Below are 20,656 nucleotides of genomic sequence, written 5' to 3' on the forward strand. Positions count from 1 at the left end.
ATTCCTAATTAATCGTTTGCGCCTTGAATTTCTTTCAAGTAGTCTTCTGCGCCTTCACCAATTTCTTCAAGGTATGATGGGTAAGCTTCAGATACTGCTGTTTTGAATTCTTCAAGGTCTGGCTCTGTTACCGTCATGCCTTCTTCTTTAAACTTCTCTACTAAGCTTGCTTCTTGCTCTTCAAATAGAGTTGTATGGTACGTTGTTGCTTCTTCGATACCTGCTTGGAAAATTTCTTTCAAGTCTTCTGGTAGTTTGTCCATTGTTTGTTTGCTTACTACATAGTTAACATCGTTTAATACGTGGTTCGTAATTGCTAAGTAATCTTGTACTTCATAAAATTTCTGTGCATCGATTGTTGATAATGGGTTTTCTTGACCATCTACAGCGTTTGTTTGTAACGCTAAGTAAACTTCCGTGAATGCCATTGGTGTTGCAGATGCGCCTGTAAAGTTCGCGTAGTCTAGCAAGTTTTGAGCTTCTGGTACGCGTAGTTTCAAGCCTTTCATGTCTGCTAATGATTCAATTGCACGGTTTGATGTTGTTTGACGTGTGCCGTTGTAAGCATTTCCTGCAAGTACCCAGTTATGCTCTGCTGCTAACTCTTCTTTCAAGCCTTTGCCGTACTCTGTATCGTTTAATACTTTTGTGATGTGTTCGTAGTTATCGACAATGTATGGCAAGCCCATTAGAGAAGCACGTGGTACCCAAATTCCAAAGCGTCCAGTTTCAGCTAATGTGATATCCAATGATCCTTCGCTTGCTTGTTCTAGCATTGCGCGGTCATCGCCCAATTGAGAGTTTGGATATAATTTTACTGTTAAACGTCCGTCACTTTCTTTGTCTACGTATTCTGCTAATTTTTCAGCTGCTTTGTATTCGTTTTGCTGGTTTCCAGCAACCATTCCGAATTTCAATTCAAATTTCTCAGCAGATTCTTCCCCGCCGCTTTCTTCTTCACTTGATGAACATGCGCCTAAGATGAATAATGCTAAAAACAATACCCCTATTGATAACCAACGTTTTGTCATGATTTTTCTCCCCTTTTTCCTTTTTTAATGAAAGTGCTTACAAAAACTGAAAGCTAACTTTCAATTTTTATTTATTTTTGACAGTATACTTTCACTAAATTAAAGTAAGTATACTTTTATGAGAGTTTTCTGTCAACATTATTTTAATATTTGACTGTTGGTTGTCAGAATAGGTAAATTGAATATTTTCTTAATATAGCGGTTTTCTAAATTATAAGACAGTAAAAAAAAGCAAAGAAAAGTCTCTTCGCTTCTTTCGTCTTATTTATATGGGATTCTACGTTCCAGGCGGTCGCTTTCCGCGGACGGAACGCTGAGCCTCCTCGTCGCAAGCTCCTGCGGGGTCTCATCATTCCGTTTTTCCGCAGGAGTCGCCGCCTTGCACTCCGAATCCTCGTGTGTTGAGTTACCTTGTGTCTTGAAATTTTCTGAGGAAGAAACTGAAGGTCTTGTAATATATGAAGGGAAAATTTTTATAAACCATACAAATGAAGCGACTTTAATAAATTCTCCTTTATCGTCTCTTGTTAAAATAATTTAATCCGTTAAAATTAATTTAGATGCATGGCAAAGGAGTGTACTCATGACGAGTAATTTTGATTTGATGAAATTGATTGCTGACCCTAAAATAGAAGCGATTTTGTACTCGATTCAAGCTGTAGACAAAACGGTGAAAGAAATTGCTAGTGAATTGGATGACAAGCCTTCGAGGCTGTATTACCCGATCCAAAAGCTTTTGGATACAGGACTTGTTCAAGTGAGTGAAGAAAAACAAGTTGGCAACTTAATCGAAAAGTATTATACCTCTCGTCCGCTTTTTGGTACTAACGAGGAGTTTTTATCTATTGAAGGAGAGCTTGCGCGCAAGAATTCAGCAGCACTCTTGTCTCATATGTTTTTGACGTTCAATAAAGGTGCGAATTTATTGAAAGCCGATTTAGAAAATGCAGTCGAAACGCGTGCTATGTACAGAGAAGCTACGGTTTCACTTACTCATGCTGAATGGTTAAAGGTGAATGAGGAGATCGAAAAATTGGTTAGCAGCCGCTCTTCTACAGAAGAGACAACAGATTATACATTTTCAATTCTGACCTATGAAACCAACACAAAAGCCATTAAGCCTACAAAAGCTTAATGGCTTTTTCTATTCTTGTAATTGAATGTCTTCAATTTTTGGCAAAGAGCGAATGTTTTTATTGAGCAAAAAGTAAAACACGATAGCCAATAAACCTGTTGAACTCACTAGCATCATGTTTCCAACGCCTACAACAGGTGATAAAATCCCGCCAAGCAAAGCACCAAGTGGCATCGCAGATACTAAAACACTATCAATAATAGACGACACTCTTGCTAGCAAATGTTCTTCAATTGATGTTTGTAAAAAGGTAATCAGTAAAATACTCATCATCCCAAACGGAATAAATGCCAAGCCTAAAAGAATCGTCGAAATTCCAATGTGATCCATGACGATCGATGACGACCAAAAAAGAAATGACAGTAATGGCAAGACAATCATTAAGAGTCCTAGCGGATACTTCATGACTTTCACTACCAGCAACGATCCTGTGAGGTTACCGAGCGTGATGGCAAGGATAAAGACACCGTATTGTTCAGCTCCTCCTCTTTCATGAGCGTAAACCGGGAGAATGGCTTCTGTCATACCAAACGAAAAGTTAGCGATTAAAAAGGGTAAACAAATAAAAATGATTTTCGATTTAAAAAAATAAGCAAAGCCGGATTTTAAGCTCATCTTGTATTCAGTCCAGTCTTTCGTTTGCTGTTGGTCTTGTCTCGATGTTGACTTTATCTTTAACAAACTAAAAAAGACTGCCGCTACTAGAAAACTAAATGCGTTGAACAAGTAAATGTTTTGTACACCAATCGTCAATATAAATCCGGCAAAGACGGATTTCATCGCGATGTCGACCATTTGCTGTGAGCTGTTGATCCACGAATTGAACTTTCCACGATTTTCTTTCGAAATGATTTTAGGGACGACCGCAATTTCAGCAGTTCCTTGGAAATTTTCCAGAAAAGAAATGCAAAACAGTATACCGAGAACAAGAAAAACAGATTCGTACCCTAGCCATATCCCGATTGGAATCAAGAGCATTAAAAAGAACTGAAAAAACTGGGCATAAACTAATACTTTGGCTTTGTTCATACCCTCAATTAATGGACCTAATAAGAAGTTAAGACATTTAGGAATCATGACAATGGCCGCGGCTAGTCCTGTGTAAAAAGCATTTTGTGTGAGTTCAAAGACGTACCAAATCACTGCAATTTCGTATAGGCTATCTCCCGAAGTTGAAACAAGTCTTCCTAAAAAGAGATTTCGACTGTTTTTATTATCAAACATTTCTGCACCACCCAAATTATATTTACCGTTAAAATATATTTTAACGGTAAATATAATTTTGTCAACGAGAAAAACACTTTTACAAGCATGGTTTGCTTGAAATACCTCCATAACGGATATAGTAATAGTACGAGATTTTTTAAGTGAACGAATCTTTACCAGAAATTTTAGGACTTCAACTTTTACTATCCTTTAATCTAATTAGGAGGTATTCATTGTGAAACCACAAATATTGATTGTAGGAGCTGGTCCAACTGGACTTGACTTGGCATATAGCTTGGCTCGTTTTGATATTCCTTTTCGGATTATCGAAAAAAAATCCGGAACTGGTACTGCCTCTCGGGCACTCGCCGTGCATGCGCGGATACTCGAACATTACCAACAGCTGGGCATATCCGAACGAATTGTTAAACAAGGACAACCGATTTTATCACTCGATTTGAGTGATGGAAAAGAAGTAAAAGCCAATTTGAAATTTCGCGATTTTGGCAAAGGGCTGAGTCCATTTCCGATGATTCTCAGTTTGCCACAAGATGAACATGAAGACATTTTAGTAGATGAACTGAATAAATTAGGTATTAATGTGGAATGGGATACGGAATTATCTTCATTTACAGATACTGGCGAAGGTGTAAAAGCGATATTAAAAAAAGAGGGGATTTCTGAAGAAACTGCGGATTTTGATTATTTATGTGGATGTGACGGTGCAGGAAGCACGGTCCGAAAAGGGCTAGGTTTTGATTTTCCTGGCGGCACATATAAGCAATTGTTTTTCGTAGCAGATGTCGAAACCGAAATACCAGAAGACGAAATGGAAAAGATGGACATGTATATGGATGATGATGGCTTTATGTTGTATATGTCTGTTCGAAACGACCAGACAAAGAGAATCCTTGGCGTAGTGCCTGAAGATCTAAGTCAGATTCCAGATATTGAATACCATCACATTCGTGAATACGTTGAAACAAAGATCAAAGTCAACGCCTCACACGTCAATTGGTTTTCGACGTATCGCGTGCATTACCGCGTGAGTGAGCATTTTTCGAAAGGACGTATTTTTATATTGGGAGACGCGGGACATCTTCATAGCCCAGCAGGTGGACAAGGGATGAATACCGGGATCGGGGATGCCTTCAATTTGTCGTGGAAACTTGCAGCGGTACTACAAGGGAAAGCCGCGCCTTCTTTGCTCGATACGTATGAAACAGAGCGTATTGCTTTTGCCAGGCGACTAGTCGCTACGACGGACCGCGCATTTCAAACCATTATCAACCAGCACCTTCGCGGTACCTTATTGCGCAAAGTTGCCGTGCCGTATATTTTGCCTTCCATGTTTAAGTTGGCATTTGTTAAAAAGACGGGCTTTAAAATATTGTCTCAAATTCATATCAATTACCGGGACAGCGCCCTTAGCAAAGGCAAAGCTGGCAAAGTTTTTGCGGGCATGCGCTTGCCTTGGATCCAATTCGCCGATAGTGACAATTTTTCTCCACTGCAATCTGTTGATTGGCAAATTCATGTATACGGCAAAGCAAGCAAAGAGTTGTTGGATTTTGCCCATACGCAGTCTTTACAGCTTTATGAGTTTCCATGGCAATCTGACATGAAAGATGCCGGTTTCCAACAAAATGCCCTGTACCTTGTGCGTCCTGATGGACATGTGGCTGTAGCGAACAAGAAACAAGACGTGGGTGTATTGAAAGACTATTTAGATGAGTTTAAACTAGTGGCTTTTCACGCACGTTAACGGTATTTAGCGCCTTAGTGTGGGTTATAAAATTAAATATCAAAAAAAGGACTTCAGCTATTGAAGTCCTTTTCATTTGTAGACAGAGATTATTAAAATAGTTCGTAAAACTATAAAACCGCACTGATTGCTTTGGAGATGACTCCCGCATGAAGCTAGGAAAACCAACTTTCTTCTTGCAGAACGATTTTGTTAAATAAGAAGTAGAGTGAATATAAAAGATAACCATTGGCATTCCAGATCACACCTTAATATCAAGCAAATCAAACTGAATCACTACCGCCAGAAATGCGACGATTAACACTAGCTCACTTATTGTCAAAATTGATTGTTTGGGATGATCCGAGTATTTCCATTCGAAAAATGCTCTTACGGAATAATCGACAATTGTCGACACAAGCAAAGCTAGTGCAACCCAGATGAACGTCCTTTCTTGGAATATGACCATATAGAAAGTTCCAATCATCACAACTGTCGTGATGTTTCTTATCATCCGATCTACTTTGCCATGCAGTTTGTTCACATGATTATAAGAAAACCACTCTCTCTTTGGCTTTTCAATATTAAGTAGTTTTCGTAATACCCATTTCAATAGCCACATGACACTGAAAAGAACGATTAAAAATAAGCTGAGCATTAACCAAAACATCTAAAATCCCCTTTCAATTAAAAAACAGCTGATAAATCACGTATGCAATGATCAATACTAAAATTAATAATGCCATGTCTTTCCATCCCATGTCACCTGCTATGTCTGTTAAGTTCCCATTGCCTGCTCCTTGGTCAAATCCGTCCCGCAAGTTTCTAGCTGCATTGTTTTTCTGCTCTTTTTGGTGTAATTTCTGTCTTTTTTCTCGAGTTGTGTTCTGCTTTTCCATAGTACGCAGCTCTTTCTTTATCGTCGAACTATTTAATCAACTACTTCCTATTGTGCCATAAATTGGATAAAACAACCAGACCCTTTACAGAGCCCGCTCTTGATAAATCGACATAAACGGGCTATGCTCTCATTAGCTACTTTGATACAATTGCCTGCTAGTTCACTAGCTTTAATCTACTTGATAAGGGAGACACCACTATGAATTCTTTTGAACGCGTATATGACCGAAAAAAAAGCCGCTCTGTTAAATGGGATACGATCGGCGAAATTTATGGCTTAGAGGATACTTCAGATATTTTGCCAATGTGGATTGCCGATATGGACTTTCCCGCGCCCCCACCTGTTTTAAAAGCATTGCATGATCGAGTAGAACATTCGATTTTCGGGTATTCGTTTATGTGTAAAGAATGCAGAACGGCTGTAATCGAGTGGCAATCCAGACGAAACGACTGGAAAATCGAACCCGACTGGTTACTTTTCCACCAAGGTATTATTCCAGCTATTGCTTCAATTATTGAAACCTTTACCGAAAAGCACGATAAAATCGTGGTGACACCTCCTGTTTACCCTCCTTTTTTCCAACTGGCTGAACACCAAGATCGAGAAGTTCTTTATTCTCCGTTAATTGTGCAAGACGGACAATATAAAATCGATTTTCAGGACTTTGAAGACAAATTGCAAGAAGCTGCGTTGTTTATATTGTGTAACCCACATAATCCAGGTGGACGTGTTTGGACACCTGAAGAGTTAAGAGAAATTATCCGTTTATGTACAAAGCACGACGTCCTCATAATTTCAGATGAGATTCATGGAGATTTGATGTTAGATGAACATCGCCACACGCCGCTTGCGAAAATTGCGGGCACTGAAAGCGATCGCGTTTTTACGTGTATGGCCCCGACCAAAACATTCAATTTAGCGGGCATTCAAGTTGCCATGATTATCGCAACCGATAAAGAAAAACGCGATAAACTAGAAAAACATGCCCTTGCACACGGCTCTGGCATGCTCAATGCATTTGCCCCAACGGCTTTAACCGCGGCATACAACGAAAGTGAGTCTTGGTTAGAAGAAATGCTTGAGACGATTGCTGGCAATATCGAGTTTGCCACAAACGAATTGCAGAAAAAAGTCCCGGGATTACGTGTCATGAAGCCACAATCGACTTATTTGTTGTGGATCGATTACAGTGAGTTGGGCTTAACAGAAGACGAAGTTATGAAAAAACTGCTGGGAACGGGTAAAGTTGCCTTGGAGCCTGGCAGCAAATACGGAGCTGCCGGAATCGGTTATTTACGCTTAAACGCAGCATGTCCGAGAGTGACTTTATCTGATGGCATTGAACGGATTGCTACAGCCCTTGCACAAGAGAAGAATGAATAGTTCCATATTCAAAAGGAGAAGTTAACCAATATGAGTAAGAAATGGATCACTTTGCTCTTATCGGCATTTGTTTTGAGCGCCTGCAGCGATAGAGCATCGTTAGACAACACTGAGGCGACTGAGGAGATCGGCGGACACGAAGAATGGGCTGATTTACCTGAGTACCCTACCCTCATCGACACCATTGGCAATGATGATTATTCGATCAAAACGGTAACGGACAATCAAGGAAAACGAATTCTCCTACTTTCTGATTCATCCGGTACAGAAAAATACAAATCGATTCTCATAAAAGATACGAACCGTCTTAAAATTATTAAAGTAGACGACGACGGAGAAGTTTTTAACGAAATCTTGGATTAACACCTACAAAAGAAAAGCCTCGAGCGATTCCACTTAAGGAATTGCTTGAGGCTTTTGTGTTTTCTGCTATATTGACAAAAATAGATTTACTTTTTCTTGCCAACCACTAATTTTTCTTCTGCTTTTAATGACTTCAGCAACGACCAGACCATCAAGATCACAACAAACGAGAACGGCAAGGCCGCGATGATGATGGTGTTTTGAATTGCGGCTAACCCACCAACTGACAAAAGAATAGCAGCAATAGACGACTGAAGAACGCCCCAAACAATTTTCACACTGTTTACAGGAGTTAATGATCCATTTGTTGACTGCATACCAAGTACAAACGTTGCCGAATCGGCAGACGAGATAAAGAATGTCAGCAATAACAAAATGGCAATAATCGAAAGTCCAAAGCCAAATGGCATTTCATTAAATACCATAAACAAGATTGTTTCGACTGCACCAGCTGTTAAGTCGACAGCGCCACTTTGTTGAATATCGATAGCCGTGACACCAAATGCAGAAAACCAAATCGCACATAATAATGTCGGCAAAAGAACGACATAGATTAAGAATTCACGAATGGTTCTACCTTTAGAAACACGCGCGATAAACATACTGACAAATGGTGCCCAAGAAATCCACCAAGCCCAGTAGAAAATGGTCCATGCATCTAACCACTGGCGATCTTCGTTACTAAAGGCTGCGGTTTTCGTACTAATTGACATCAGATTTTGGATGTACTCACCAAACGATTGGGTGAAGACATTCAAAATGAGGAGAGTCGGTCCCAAAATGACAACAAGCACTAGCAAAATAACCGCTAACACCATATTGATATTGGATAAATATTTGATCCCTTTTGAAAGTCCAGACCATGCAGATGCCAGGAACAATACCGTAATAATGGCGATAATAATCAGTTGGCTCCAATTGTTGTTACTAATACCAAACAAAAAGCTAAGTCCGCCGTTAATTTGAACAGCACCAAATCCTAGTGACGTTGCAACACCAAATACAGTTGCGAAAATTGCGATCACGTCAATCATCGTTCCCCAGCCACTGTTCATTTTGTCTCCAAAGATTGGACGCAATGTACTCGAAATAAGTCCACGTTCGCCTTTACGGAATTGGAAATAAGCAAGTACTAATGCGACAAGACCGTACATTGCCCAAGCATTAAATCCATAGTGGAAAAAAGTGCGTTGCATGGACTCTTGAAATGCTGCTTGTGTTCCAGCTTCAGCAGTTGCCGGTGAAATGGCAAAATGGGAAAGCGGTTCATACGAGCCGTAGAACACGAGTCCAATCCCAAGTCCTGCTGAGAAAAGCATCGCAACCCAAGTGGGTGTTCTAAACTCTGGTCGATCGTTCGGTTTACCGAGACGGATATTGCCGTAAGGACTAACAATAAGAAATCCGACAACAATCAGAATCAGTGTCATAATCAGCATATAATACCAGCCGAAAACGGTACTCAGTAAAGATGTAATATTGCCTGTCACTTGTTCATATGCTTCTGGCATAAGCGCTGCGATCAAAACCGCCGCAATAACGAGTGAAATGGTGATGTAAAATACTCTTGTGACCTCTTTCATAGGAGTCTCCTTTTCATAGATGAATTTTTACTCGTGAAGCAGTCGTACAATAAGTGCGGAAAAAAAAAGAAGAAAAAATTGACAGACTATAAAATTTACATACCCAATTCTCATTAAATTATTCGTTTTTTCGTGAGTTTTTTTGAGAAAAGTAAATTTCGCATTTCAAAAGCACCACAGAAAATTTCTTCCGTGGTGCTTCTGTTAGACATTTTTTACAAAAAGACTTTATTAATCGAAGCGGTTTTTATTCAAATAAAGGGGTAACCGGCTTTTCGTTATGAACATGCTCAATCGCTTCAGCTAAAAGTGGTGCGACCGATAAAATCGTCACTTTCGGAGTTTGCTTTTCTTTTGGAACATGAACCGTATTGGTTACAACCAATTCCGTAATTGCCGACGCTTCGATTTTTTGAATCGCATCGCCTGACAACACCGCATGTGTACAGCAAGCATAAACGGCTTTTGCACCGTTTTCTACCAACACATCGGCAGCCGCCGCAACGGTTGTTGCCGTATCAATAATGTCCACGATAATGATAATATTTTTGCCTTTAATGTCTCCGACAATATTGACCATTTCAGGCTCGTCTGGGTGCATGCGGCGTTTGTCGATAAAGCCGATGGGTACGTCCAAATGACTTGCTAGCTTACGAGCACGTCCGAGTCCACCGTTATCTGGTGCAACCACGATCGCATCTTCTAAAGCCTTTTCGGTAAAATGTTGCTCTAAAATCTTACCACCGAGCAGCTGATCAACTGGGACATTAAAGAAACCTTGAATTTGAGGAGCATGCAAATCCATCGTGATGATATGAGTCGCGCCTGCTTTTTCTAGCATATTCGCAACCAGTTTTGCCGTAATCGGTTCACGTGAACTCGCTTTTCGGTCTTGTCGCGCATAGCCGTAATAAGGCATCACCACATTGATGGTTTTCACAGATGCACGTTTTAACGCATCAATCATGATCAACAATTCCATCACATGCTCAGTTCCGGGCTGTGACGTCGATTGCACAACATACACATCTGCCCCGCGAACACTTTCTTGAATGTGAATTTGAATTTCTCCATCACTAAAATGAGTAATGGCGCTTTTTCCTAGCTCACAACCAAGCGAATCCGCTATTTCCTGTGCCAGTTCTGGATTTGAATTTAACGTAAACAGCTTAAAGTTTTTTCGTAATTGATAAGCCAACTTATAGCCCCCTCGAATTTTTATCTTATCTAGTAGCTGAATAGCTAGTGCCAAGCCATGGCAAATAGCCTGTAGCTGTTGGTTTTATGATAACCTTTTAGTGGGGTAATAGCCATAGGTGTATCTGCACTGAAAAAGTACTGAGTTTTAATGAATAATATAGACTCAAAGTTAATTTGGTATGGAGCTTCTGCGGACAGTACTCATGTGCTAAGGAGTCTATCATTATAGAGAAGCTTACTCTGTCTAAGCAGACTACTATCTCTGACTATATGTAAAAAACGAATAAATCAACATAATTTTTCAATTGCGATTCTCTGTACTATTTCGCTTCATTTCTCATGCACTATCGTGTTCAACGTACCAATATTTAGAAGGATTTTGTATTTAATAGATTACCTAGTAGAGTTTATCGCTATAGATATTTCTTTAGAATTTGTCTGATTACATGTCTGGTACCTCTCCTAGGATTGACTTTATAAGTCTGTCAAAATAGTATTTATTGATAGTAACTTTATTTCCTTCTATTTCAGATTCTATTAAAATATCCAAAGCACTTTCAGTGATTGAATAATCAACTGATGGTGAACTTTTTGTTTCATTTATGTCAATCTCTTCATTTTTTTCATACTCTTTGTTTCTTTTTTGACTATCAGTCAAGTGACTATTGAATCTTTGTTTTTCTTTTATATTATTATATACTTTTTTTAATACACTCTCATTTAGTCTAAGCAAAATATATAAATCTTCTCCATCAATACAATTCTCCGGAAAATTATTTTTTATACCTTCTAATAACTCTTGCATACTTAATTTTAGTTCATAAGCTAAATTTTGAAGAGAAATTTTTTCTATTATACCTATTTCAATCAATTCTTGAAAAAGTTCTTGATACTCTTCACTACTCATTTGATAAGGAAATGCTATCTTACATAAGGAACTAAGATTTACATCATCTATATAAAAAACGGATTTATCTTTACTTTCTAAATAGAAATTTTCTTTCTCTTCCAAAATATATCTTAAAATTTCTTCATAATAACCTTTAAGTTTATTATCAATAAGATACTCATTTATCGGCTTATAAATTTCTTCAAAGAACTCCGATTTAATTCTATTTAAATTATAATTAACTCGCTCTTTAGTATTCCTTTTCGCTTTCTTTTCTTCTACACGGTTATTTCTTTCATGTTTTTCTTCAACCTGGACTTCTATGTTTTCTTTTTCTGTAATATTTTCTGCATCATTATAAATGGTACTAACTTTTTCTTTTTCAGCATTTTTTTGTGCAGTGCTATCTACTATTTTTTCATAGTCCGATTTGGAACTAATTAACGACAAGCTACCAACACCAGGCAATACATACAAATCTGGTTTCCTTTTTAGTTCCCTTTCTTCTATAAATCTTAATAATTTATTGTCTATTTGATTAAAGCTTATTTTTTCAATTAAACCAACTTTGATTAAATAATCTATTTTTTCGATATAAAAATATTCATCTTTTAAAGGATGCATTCTTTTGAATTTGATTTTTAGTTGATCAAATCTCCATAGAAACGCTGGTCTTCCAATATTTATGCTAAGATCTATCTCTTTATGCAATCTACATTGTGAAACTAATAATGAAAAAGTATAAATTAATTCAGTGTCATTAAGCACTTCATCCAATTCATTATTTTTATTTAGCTCTTTCATTTTTTTCAACTCATCATCTAGACAAGTTAATAGTTCAAAAAATTCTTCTTTATTATTCAATTGATTTTGAACTGGTATCGTATTTACTTCTACTATGTCTTCTTTAAGTTTTTCGTCCATTATACAATCATTCTTCACACTCTTTATTTTTAACGCTAAATTATTTAATACTTGTTCGTCTAATTTAAGTATAATTATGAAATTATTCTGCACATTCTCTTTTCGTGTCAAACTCCAATACTCGAGATTATTACTTCTTAAATATTCATTTTCTAAGTCTACATAAGAAACTCTCTTAAATAAATCTAATTCAATAAATTGCGACACTAAATTTTGGTGTCGACTATCTAGTACATTTAGATTTATTTTAACAACTGAATTTTTTTTATAACTGAAAAACGCATTCTGAGGAAATCCAGAAATTTTTTGCAGAATTTCTTCATAGGATCTTTTTAGATTCTTCGCAATTAGATATTCATTCAAATCTTTAAATATCTCTTTAAATTCTTCTGAATCAATTAAATTAAGATTAAATTTCATAACTTGATTTGCCTCTTCAACGATGCAATCTTTTTTTCTTCCCATAGAAACTACCTCCTTAATATAACATTTTTTCCTTTTGGAAACTTTTGATATTTTATAAATTTATAGCCGCACTATGTAATTAAAAACTACAATAATGCGGCTAATACAAATTGACGGGAATAATGTTTTATTTAAGAAAATGAACAGACACACGGAACAGTTTCATCAGGAATTTTCAAGAAATTCTCAACGCCTTCACGATCCATACGTTCACGGTATTCACGCAAAGTATACGGTCCGCCATCTTTTTTCAAGATAGAGACGTTTTTCTCGAAATCTTTTCTGAAGTTCTCTTCCATTTCTTCTTGTAATGCGTAACGTTCTGGCCATACGTTATAAAGTTGTGCGTAGTGCTGGAATCCTCCACGTACACAACGTCCACCACAGTTAGCATGAGAGAATCCCATAGCATACATTCGTGGTAGCTTAATACCCCATTCTTCTTCAATTATTGATTTAACATCGATATCTTCTCTAAAGGTTTCAATCATTGGAAATCTAGTTTCAATAGGCTCTAGAGGACGATGTGAATAAAACTCTCTTAAATTATCAGACCGATGTGTTTCATGTGGTCCTATACCAAAATAAAGTACTGGTTCTAAATTGTGAACGTCCCTTAATTCTTCAAGAAAAACAATCGTTTGTTGAACTTTTAACTCTTCTGAGCACTTCGCTAATCGAGAATTACCAAGAAAACGATAATCATAAAATACTTCTTCAGGAGTTCTACCATCAACTCTTTCAGTGATTTCAACCCCAATATAATCTGCAACTTCATACATGAAGCGATAATTGTCTTCATCTTCCCAAAGGGTGTTTGTAAAGAACAATATACAGTTCTCTTTCCCATGAGCTTGCACCATTTGATAAGCGACATAAGCGCTAGAAGCACCACCACTATACATAGCTACATGCACTTTTTTTCTTTCCACTTTAACTCCTCCTACTACTCTATATACTCTTCAAGCAACTTGAAGATAAGATATTCAATTTCCTCTCTAGGAACGCTTCTTCCGGCATTGTTTATTATGCGATTTACATTCTCGTAAACTGTATTGGCTTTATTGGACAACTCTACTTTTTTTACAGATTTTTGTAAATTCCCATAACCTAATACAATCATATCACTATTATCGGAAGATATACCCAAGTCCCTATAATCATTTTGCATCTGTTGTTCAAATAAATCAAATGTTGTGTCTGACCAGTTTTCTAGTTCTACGCCTGTATATTTATTTGCAAACTTTCGAGTGAAATCATTAATCTCTGTATCTATAGACTTAAGCAATCGATTTCGCTTACCTAATTCTACAGAAAAACTTTTGCGTTCTTTTTCTAGTCCTTCAAATGAGTTTACACGGAAAGTTTCAAACACTTTTTCAAGCAGCTTCGTTTCAAACTGAGCAGAGTGTTCCTCTAGCTCAGTTTTCATTTCCATTAATACATCTATTCCAGAAAATTTCTCTTTCAGCATTTCCAAACTAACAATCGGACTAACTTCAATTTTTCTAACTATATTTTTAAAGTCTAATAAACTTGCATTCATTTTGTTAGTAGTTTGGGTATGGCGTGGTAATTGCCTTAACCAGTTCAATATGCCACTACTTGCTCTAATCACGACCGTTTGTTCTTTCACATATTCACTTTCATAGGGAAGAAATAATTTTTCTACACCTCTAACGAACTGTAGAAACTCTGGTGAATAGTCATTAAAAACATACTGATATTCTTCTGGTTCGTTGAATATTCCATACAGTTTTTCAGCGTCTATAGCCGCAATATACATATCATTTCTGTAGAACATAAGCTGTTCCCACATATCTCTTAATAAACCTACAAATAATACTGGAATTAACGGCTTACGAATACCGAAAGGAGGTAAAGTGAAAATATTTTCGAGCTCACTGATAGAACCTTTTTTATTATTTTTCAAAAAACCGATTAGTGTTTCTCTAAGTTTTTTATAGGGTTCATAAGTTAATCGATCTAAACGACTAACATCAAGACTATTATTTTTAAATACTGTGGCGTACACTAAATAATCTGGCCCTTGACCTTCTATCCCCAGTCTTTCAAAACTTGGATTTTTGATAACGTTATTTAATACTTTATAGATAGCTTTTGTCTGCATTCCATTTAAGTTCCTTCTATTTATGGAATCATTTCTAATTTCAGGAGTATCCGGATACATTTCACTCATTATTTCACTTATCTTATTTTCTAAATGCACCTGATGACTTACAGTGACTTGCGTACCTTCATAAATCCATATTATATTTTCTTGAAAGTCCTCAAAGGCCTTAAGAAATTCTCTAATTCCAAATTGAGTTTCTGCTATCAGCACGTTCACTTCTTCTTCTAACCGACTATATTCAGATAGAAGATTTTTATTTGAGTATATAGACTGCAAACCTATTAGTTTGTCTATATACGTCCGAATAGACTTAAAATCTCTATTTGTAATAGAGAAAATTAAGCGCTTATCTTTAATAGAAGATATTGCAGAGATAGATTTTGCATAAGAAATTTCATCATTAGGAATTACGTAGTATATATAACCATCTGCATCAAATTCTATTTCCTCTAAAAAACTAGCTTTCAGTAATTGCTCTGAAGTTATGATATTCACTTGCATAAACCTGGTTATATTTAACTCATCATTATAATCTGTAGCAAGATAAAATTTCTTTTCGAGAATTTCCTTTAAAGTATCTAATCGAACTTCATTATTTAATTTCAGTTCAGCCCTTTCTTCATTAAGCAATTCATCAACTAAAACGGAGCTTCCTTCATTTAACTCCCATTGCCCAAGAATTCTATTAAAGCGCAACATTTTCTGGTCAACTAATTTTTTTAAATTTGAATTTAATTCAGCTAATGTTTGTCCCGTCCCAAAGATTAGTAATTCCTCGTTTAGTTTTAATACATTAGTGGCACCCGACAAGTCCCATAGAGTAATTATTTTTAGTAAATTTATTTGTCCTTCATTCTGCTTAGTTGTCTTTATTTTATTAGTAACTTTAGCGAAAGTTTTTAAAGACGAGAAGTTTTCATTTCCTAGAAATTCACTCATTGAATTTTTAAAAAAATAATCAAAAAGCATATGAGGATAATACATTCCTTCTGTGTGCTTCGTCACAAAATTAGTCAATCCACCTGTTTCTTCACTCTCAAGAAATGTGAATAACGTTCGCTCATTTTGCCCGAAAACACTAGATAGCCTTGGAAGTAAAAATAAAGCTAACGGATGTAAAGGATAGGACCCCTCTACAATCATCTTTTCAATTTCTTGATGATTCAGTTCGCTAAATAAATTGTATTTTTTTAATATCCATTTGGAATCTGCTGATTCAAGGTTAAGCAACATTAACTCTTTTTGCATATTTTTTGTGTATTCTTGAGCTATACGGTAAAAAGTAGCTTTATCACTCTCTACAAAATATGTTTTGAACCGCTTTTCAATCCTTTGGAATTCCGCCTTAAATTCTTCATTATGTCCTAACATATATTGCGACATATTTTTATGCGATATAAGTAATAGTTGTAGAGCATTACCACTCCGTCCCGCTACTTCCGCTAAATCCTGCACATCCTGCATCGTTTTATAAATTTGTGAGACTTCTAAAGACTGAAGAAAGCGACCAAATTCATCGTAAGCAATAAAAATTTTAATATTCTGTTCTTTTAACTGTGTAATAATATGTGTAATATTATCTATAAAGTTAGCGTTATAATCTACTTGAAACTTTGCACCTGCACTTAGTGAAGAATATTCCTTAATGAACCACTCTATCTCTTCCAAGTTGTTAGTTTGAAGCTCCTTCTTCCACTGTACTAATGTATATTGACGATTTTTAAGTGACTTTTTAAAGGAGTTAAAAGTTTTTGGGAATACTAATTCCCAATTCTTCAAAGTACTAAAAACCTCTTCAACTTCTCCAGGAACGTTTAGCTGAAAGCCTGCTTCCTTTACGGACTTTACAATAGAATTTATAATCGACTTGCTAAATGGACCTTCATTTCCCGAGAGTACAACTGGAATAAAGAAATCATTAGATTGCTTAGCTGCATTTAGTTTTTCAAAAACTTCCTGATCTACATCTTTAAACTTATCTATAAGCGCATTAAAATCTTGTGAGTTAATTCTTCGGGAGAAAATATCAGCTACGATAGTCGCTGCCAATGATTTGCCACTCCCATAAGGTCCTATCATGATATGGGCATTATTTTTTCCGTCTCCTAGAAACCCCCCAATGATACTTTTCAAAAATTCTGCATGAGAGGGTGTAGGTAAGTAACGTTTAATAAATTCCTTATTACCAATATCAAACTTCAGATTTATACTAGTTGTGAATGTTTTTTTACTTTCAGTAATCATAGTTTTTTTCTACCTTTCGTTCATACTCGTAGTAAATAAACTCTTCCGGTGAAACTTCCGGCAGACGAACAGTATCCAAATTATTAGTTCTTGTAAAAGTTGCAGGATATTCCGGGTGTTCTGTCCACCCACTAATTAAATTTACAATTGTGGATCTCTTCATGTTGTACAGCTTACCTAGCAACTCTTCTTTATGCACCAAATCATCTATACTAATAGCACTTAAATTTCTTCCTTGCATATATTTAAGCAAAGTATACCCCACTAACAATAAATTACTTTTATCCATTTGAGCTTCTTTTTTGTAGATAATTCCATTACGTTCCTCTAATAAATTAAGTTTAAATAACGGACTAAGAATTACTTCCTCAGGATCTGCTGTACTACCTCCACTTGTGTAGAGTTTAATTAAACAGTCTATATCACGTTTTAAAGAGTTCTCCGAAACGACCCGTTTTTCTCGTTTCTGAACCCAATTAGTAAGCTCTTCTAATACATCTTCTCTAGTAAAAGCAGTCTCTGTGTATATATTAAAAAACCAATACCAAGTTGTACTAATATCTTTATTAGTCGCTAAAGAATGATGTAGTAAGCCTGCGGTATTAAAATATTTAATCGCGCGATCCTTCTCTTTAATAAATTTACCTAAGCGAGTTATTTGATGATACTTTTGATTATTATCTCGAAGCTCTTCATATATTTTGGTAGCTATAGTCCAATATTTTAAGGACTGAACCATATTTTTGCCTAAACCTATTTTTTCAAATGCATCTTTCTCAAAGAAAAAGGATGCATTTCCCTCTATACCTTTAATGGCCTTGCTCACCCATCTGTCTCGTAAATAAAAACTTTGATGTTGACTGTAACCCATGTATACCCCTTCTTTCATTGGAGGTCTTCTCCAGTAAAAATTTACTCAAAGAAAAAAGACTCAATGTCTTTTTTCTATAGTGCATCTATCAATTCATCAGCTGCACCTTCTTCTATTTCTTCGCTTCTACTTTTCATAAATTCATAGGAATTTTTCATGAAATCTTCTTTTGTAATTCCTTCTTTAATAATTTTATCATATAAAATTGTAATTCCACCCAATGCATATTCTTTAAATAATTCTAAGTTCTTTTGATGTCGATCAGATACGTCACTATTAGCATCATCTCTAAAAGCTCTATTAATCCTTCCTTCTAAGTCTATATTTCCAGAATCATCTAGCAGCATAATTAATCGGTATATATAATCTAAATTAGCTTTTTCTTTATTGATTGCTGCTGCAAAAATACTAATACTAGTATCTTTATATTGAGATTCTTTATCTCTTACTTCTCTCTTATCAAAGATGAGCCCGATAACTGCACTATTCATAAAAACATCTAAATATCTGTTGAATAACTTGTTTTCAGAATCTCCTAGCTCTTTTACGTACTGTGCATGTTTGCCATGTAATACAATATCATCTGTAAACATCTAATTATTCACCTCAACTATCTTAGTTAAAACTTCAGATTTTTTATCAAGGAAATATCTTTTACCAACCTTTTTCCCCATAGCTTTCTCTGCGTAATTCCAATCTTTTGCCATTACTATCAATACCAATTGGCTGGCAACTTCAGGAAGTACCTTAGATATATTCTCTACATGTCTTTCATCTGCATTTGAAAAAGGTGCATCTAAAATTAATGGATAATCTTCTGAATCTTTTTCACTAGAATTGGAATCATCTTGTAGCTTTTCTTTCGCCATATCTACTAAGCCCGAGATGAAAGCAAAATTCTTTACTGTTTCCAACCCTTGAGATTCATCAGTTATTAAATCCTGATCAGAGCTAGTTGTTATTAACGTTACTTTATACTTTTCATCGACTTTAACTTTGCGTTTACCGTGATATATTTTCGAAAAATATTCATTAACTTTTTCTTCCAGTTTAATTCTAATATCACTCTCTCTAACTTTATACCTTTTTTCTACCCATTCTTTAATAGCAGTTGCATAAGCCATATATTCTAAAATCTCTTTATTCTTTTCAGAGGTACTAACGTTATTATTGTGAATAGTTTTGTTGCTACTAATTATGTTATCTTGTTCCCAAATTTGTTTTTCAAGGTTCAATAATAGGTTTTCAAGTTGACGAATTTTACTTTCTGTGTCAGTAAGATTTTCTTGATACTTTCCTACTGAATCCTTGCCTTCTAACTCAGTTTTTATAGAATCTATTTCATCTTCTAGCTCCGCTATTTTCCCCCTTCTTCTCATAGCATTCTTGTAACTGCCTTCTAAATTCGACATGTAGTTTTGGGAGGAACTCAACATTAATTCTGTTTTTTCTTTAAAATTCCTTATTATATTACCAATAGATTCAGGCGGTAAAAAATTGATTTCTTCTAATAGATGTTTGTGAGCTACATTTCCCTCAACTACTTCTGTTCCGCAAACACATTTCCCTCGAACAATAATATCTTTGATAGAATTGGCATTCATATCTTTAATTCCTTTATCGTCGACATCAGCATTTTGTAACTCTATCAATGCTTTTTTCATCAAAGGATTTGCAAGATAGATAAATGTATTTGCTTTAAAGTTTTTGAAAAATTGATCGTTCTGCTCAATTAAAAATCCATTTTCATAACTTAATTCTTTTTGTTTTAAGTCTCGTTCTTTTTGTAGTCTTGCACTTGCCTCTAGGGTTCTTAACTTCTCTTCTAGCTGTCCTTTGGTCATTAAATAATGTTCCAACTCTTTAGTTTTTTCTTTCTTACGATTAATTATCTCTTCCTTCTTCTCTTCAGCTTCTTGCATTTTCTGAAGAGCTTCACTCGCTTTATTATTTCCAGTCAAATTTAAACTAGCATAAAATTTCCCTAATAATGTGGTTTTCGAAGATTCTTTACCAATGTGATCGATTGTATGCTCCAATACGGTGAGTCCTAAAATGCCTTTGACTGCATCTGTGACATCTGATTTTGTTGTGATATTTCCAAATCTTTCTGTATCATAAAGAAAATATGTAGACAAATCTGCCGGAAGAATTTCTTCTATTTTCTGTTTTATTTCGTACGACGGAATTTGCTTCATCTGACCATCAGTTTCTTTATAAGACATCTCAACAGTATTTATAGTGGCCGGTTTTATTTCACCATTCTTTAACATGTATTTAAGAGTTCTAGAAATTATATAATCTACTCCATGATGACTTAACTCTATAGAGACTTTAACTTCATCATCTTTCCTTAAGTTTTGCATCTCATATGCAGCTACTGTGTTTATTAGCGCATCTTTGCTTTTAAAGTTTGCTTGTCCGTACAGACACCATAGAAATGCCTGTAATAAAGTAGTTTTTCCACTTGTATTATCACCTTGAATTAACGTTATATTTTCATCCTGTGCAGTCGAAAATATTATTTTTTGTATACCTTTAAATTGTCTAAAGTTTTTTATTTCAATACTCTTAATAATCAAC

General features: G+C 35.7%; 16 protein-coding genes. 4 read left to right on the top strand and 12 right to left on the bottom strand.

Annotated features, from left to right (window positions below; all coding sequences use genetic code 11):
• Nucleotides 1–8 precede the first annotated feature (8 nt).
• Nucleotides 9–1,031 (bottom strand): sialic acid TRAP transporter substrate-binding protein SiaP, encoded by a 1,023-nt coding sequence (locus PLANO_RS14320; protein ID WP_038705108.1) that lies wholly within the window; start codon nucleotides 1,029–1,031, stop codon nucleotides 9–11.
• Between the two features lie 583 nt (nucleotides 1,032–1,614).
• On the opposite strand from PLANO_RS14320, the gene PLANO_RS14325 reads away from it, so the two are divergent.
• On the top strand, nucleotides 1,615–2,166 hold the full coding sequence (locus PLANO_RS14325; protein ID WP_038705109.1) for a helix-turn-helix domain-containing protein: 552 nt from the start codon (nucleotides 1,615–1,617) through the stop codon (nucleotides 2,164–2,166).
• A gap of 9 nt (nucleotides 2,167–2,175) precedes the next feature.
• Here the strand turns inward: PLANO_RS14325 and PLANO_RS14330 are convergent, their stop codons facing one another.
• Complete coding sequence (locus PLANO_RS14330; RefSeq protein ID WP_038705110.1) at nucleotides 2,176–3,390, bottom strand: MFS transporter; 1,215 nt, start codon at nucleotides 3,388–3,390, stop codon at nucleotides 2,176–2,178.
• Nucleotides 3,391–3,607: 217 nt separating this feature from the next.
• On the opposite strand from PLANO_RS14330, the gene PLANO_RS14335 reads away from it, so the two are divergent.
• Nucleotides 3,608–5,137: an FAD-dependent monooxygenase gene (locus tag PLANO_RS14335; RefSeq protein WP_038705111.1), complete on the top strand. Its 1,530-nt coding sequence runs from the start codon at nucleotides 3,608–3,610 to the stop codon at nucleotides 5,135–5,137.
• 241 nt (nucleotides 5,138–5,378) lie between these two features.
• On the opposite strand, the gene PLANO_RS14340 is transcribed toward PLANO_RS14335, so the two are convergent.
• Together PLANO_RS14340 and PLANO_RS14345 are read right to left on the bottom strand one after the other, a co-directional pair.
• Complete coding sequence (locus tag PLANO_RS14340) at nucleotides 5,379–5,786, bottom strand: DUF4181 domain-containing protein (RefSeq protein ID WP_038705112.1); 408 nt, start codon at nucleotides 5,784–5,786, stop codon at nucleotides 5,379–5,381.
• Nucleotides 5,787–5,799: 13 nt separating this feature from the next.
• Nucleotides 5,800–6,015 (bottom strand): DUF6366 family protein, encoded by a 216-nt coding sequence (locus PLANO_RS14345; RefSeq protein WP_038705113.1) that lies wholly within the window; start codon nucleotides 6,013–6,015, stop codon nucleotides 5,800–5,802.
• Between the two features lie 200 nt (nucleotides 6,016–6,215).
• Here PLANO_RS14345 and PLANO_RS14350 point away from each other — a divergent pair, with 200 nt between their 5' ends.
• Both PLANO_RS14350 and PLANO_RS14355 read left to right on the top strand, forming a co-directional pair.
• A complete protein-coding gene (locus tag PLANO_RS14350; RefSeq protein WP_038705114.1) occupies nucleotides 6,216–7,400 on the top strand; it encodes a MalY/PatB family protein in 1,185 nt (394 codons plus the stop codon).
• 30 nt (nucleotides 7,401–7,430) lie between these two features.
• Nucleotides 7,431–7,763 (top strand): hypothetical protein, encoded by a 333-nt coding sequence (locus PLANO_RS14355; RefSeq protein ID WP_052124334.1) that lies wholly within the window; start codon nucleotides 7,431–7,433, stop codon nucleotides 7,761–7,763.
• Nucleotides 7,764–7,849: 86 nt separating this feature from the next.
• Here the strand turns inward: PLANO_RS14355 and PLANO_RS14360 are convergent, their stop codons facing one another.
• From PLANO_RS14360 to PLANO_RS14395, 8 genes are all read right to left on the bottom strand, one after another.
• Nucleotides 7,850–9,346 (bottom strand): BCCT family transporter, encoded by a 1,497-nt coding sequence (locus tag PLANO_RS14360; protein WP_038705115.1) that lies wholly within the window; start codon nucleotides 9,344–9,346, stop codon nucleotides 7,850–7,852.
• 247 nt (nucleotides 9,347–9,593) lie between these two features.
• Nucleotides 9,594–10,544 carry a ribose-phosphate diphosphokinase gene (locus PLANO_RS14365; protein WP_038705116.1) on the bottom strand — a complete coding sequence of 317 codons (951 nt, stop codon included), beginning with the start codon at nucleotides 10,542–10,544 and terminating at the stop codon, nucleotides 9,594–9,596.
• 444 nt (nucleotides 10,545–10,988) lie between these two features.
• Nucleotides 10,989–12,824 carry a hypothetical protein gene (locus PLANO_RS14370; RefSeq protein WP_038705117.1) on the bottom strand — a complete coding sequence of 612 codons (1,836 nt, stop codon included), beginning with the start codon at nucleotides 12,822–12,824 and terminating at the stop codon, nucleotides 10,989–10,991.
• A 131-nt stretch (nucleotides 12,825–12,955) separates the two neighbouring features.
• On the bottom strand, nucleotides 12,956–13,756 hold the full coding sequence (locus PLANO_RS14375; RefSeq protein ID WP_038705118.1) for a hypothetical protein: 801 nt from the start codon (nucleotides 13,754–13,756) through the stop codon (nucleotides 12,956–12,958).
• A gap of 14 nt (nucleotides 13,757–13,770) precedes the next feature.
• The gene (locus PLANO_RS14380) at nucleotides 13,771–17,202 is read right to left on the bottom strand and encodes a hypothetical protein (protein WP_038705119.1); all 3,432 of its coding nucleotides are present in this window, start codon (nucleotides 17,200–17,202) and stop codon (nucleotides 13,771–13,773) included.
• Nucleotides 17,192–18,091: a DUF4007 family protein gene (locus tag PLANO_RS14385; protein ID WP_052124335.1), complete on the bottom strand. Its 900-nt coding sequence runs from the start codon at nucleotides 18,089–18,091 to the stop codon at nucleotides 17,192–17,194. The genes PLANO_RS14380 and PLANO_RS14385 overlap by 11 nt, the downstream gene beginning before the upstream one ends.
• A gap of 56 nt (nucleotides 18,092–18,147) precedes the next feature.
• Nucleotides 18,148–18,666: a hypothetical protein gene (locus PLANO_RS14390; protein ID WP_038705120.1), complete on the bottom strand. Its 519-nt coding sequence runs from the start codon at nucleotides 18,664–18,666 to the stop codon at nucleotides 18,148–18,150.
• Nucleotides 18,667–20,655 carry an AAA family ATPase gene (locus tag PLANO_RS14395; protein WP_038705121.1) on the bottom strand — a complete coding sequence of 663 codons (1,989 nt, stop codon included), beginning with the start codon at nucleotides 20,653–20,655 and terminating at the stop codon, nucleotides 18,667–18,669.
• Nucleotide 20,656: the final 1 nt, after the last annotated feature.

The organism is Planococcus sp. PAMC 21323 (assembly GCF_000785555.1).
In the GTDB taxonomy this organism is placed as follows: domain Bacteria; phylum Bacillota; class Bacilli; order Bacillales_A; family Planococcaceae; genus Planococcus.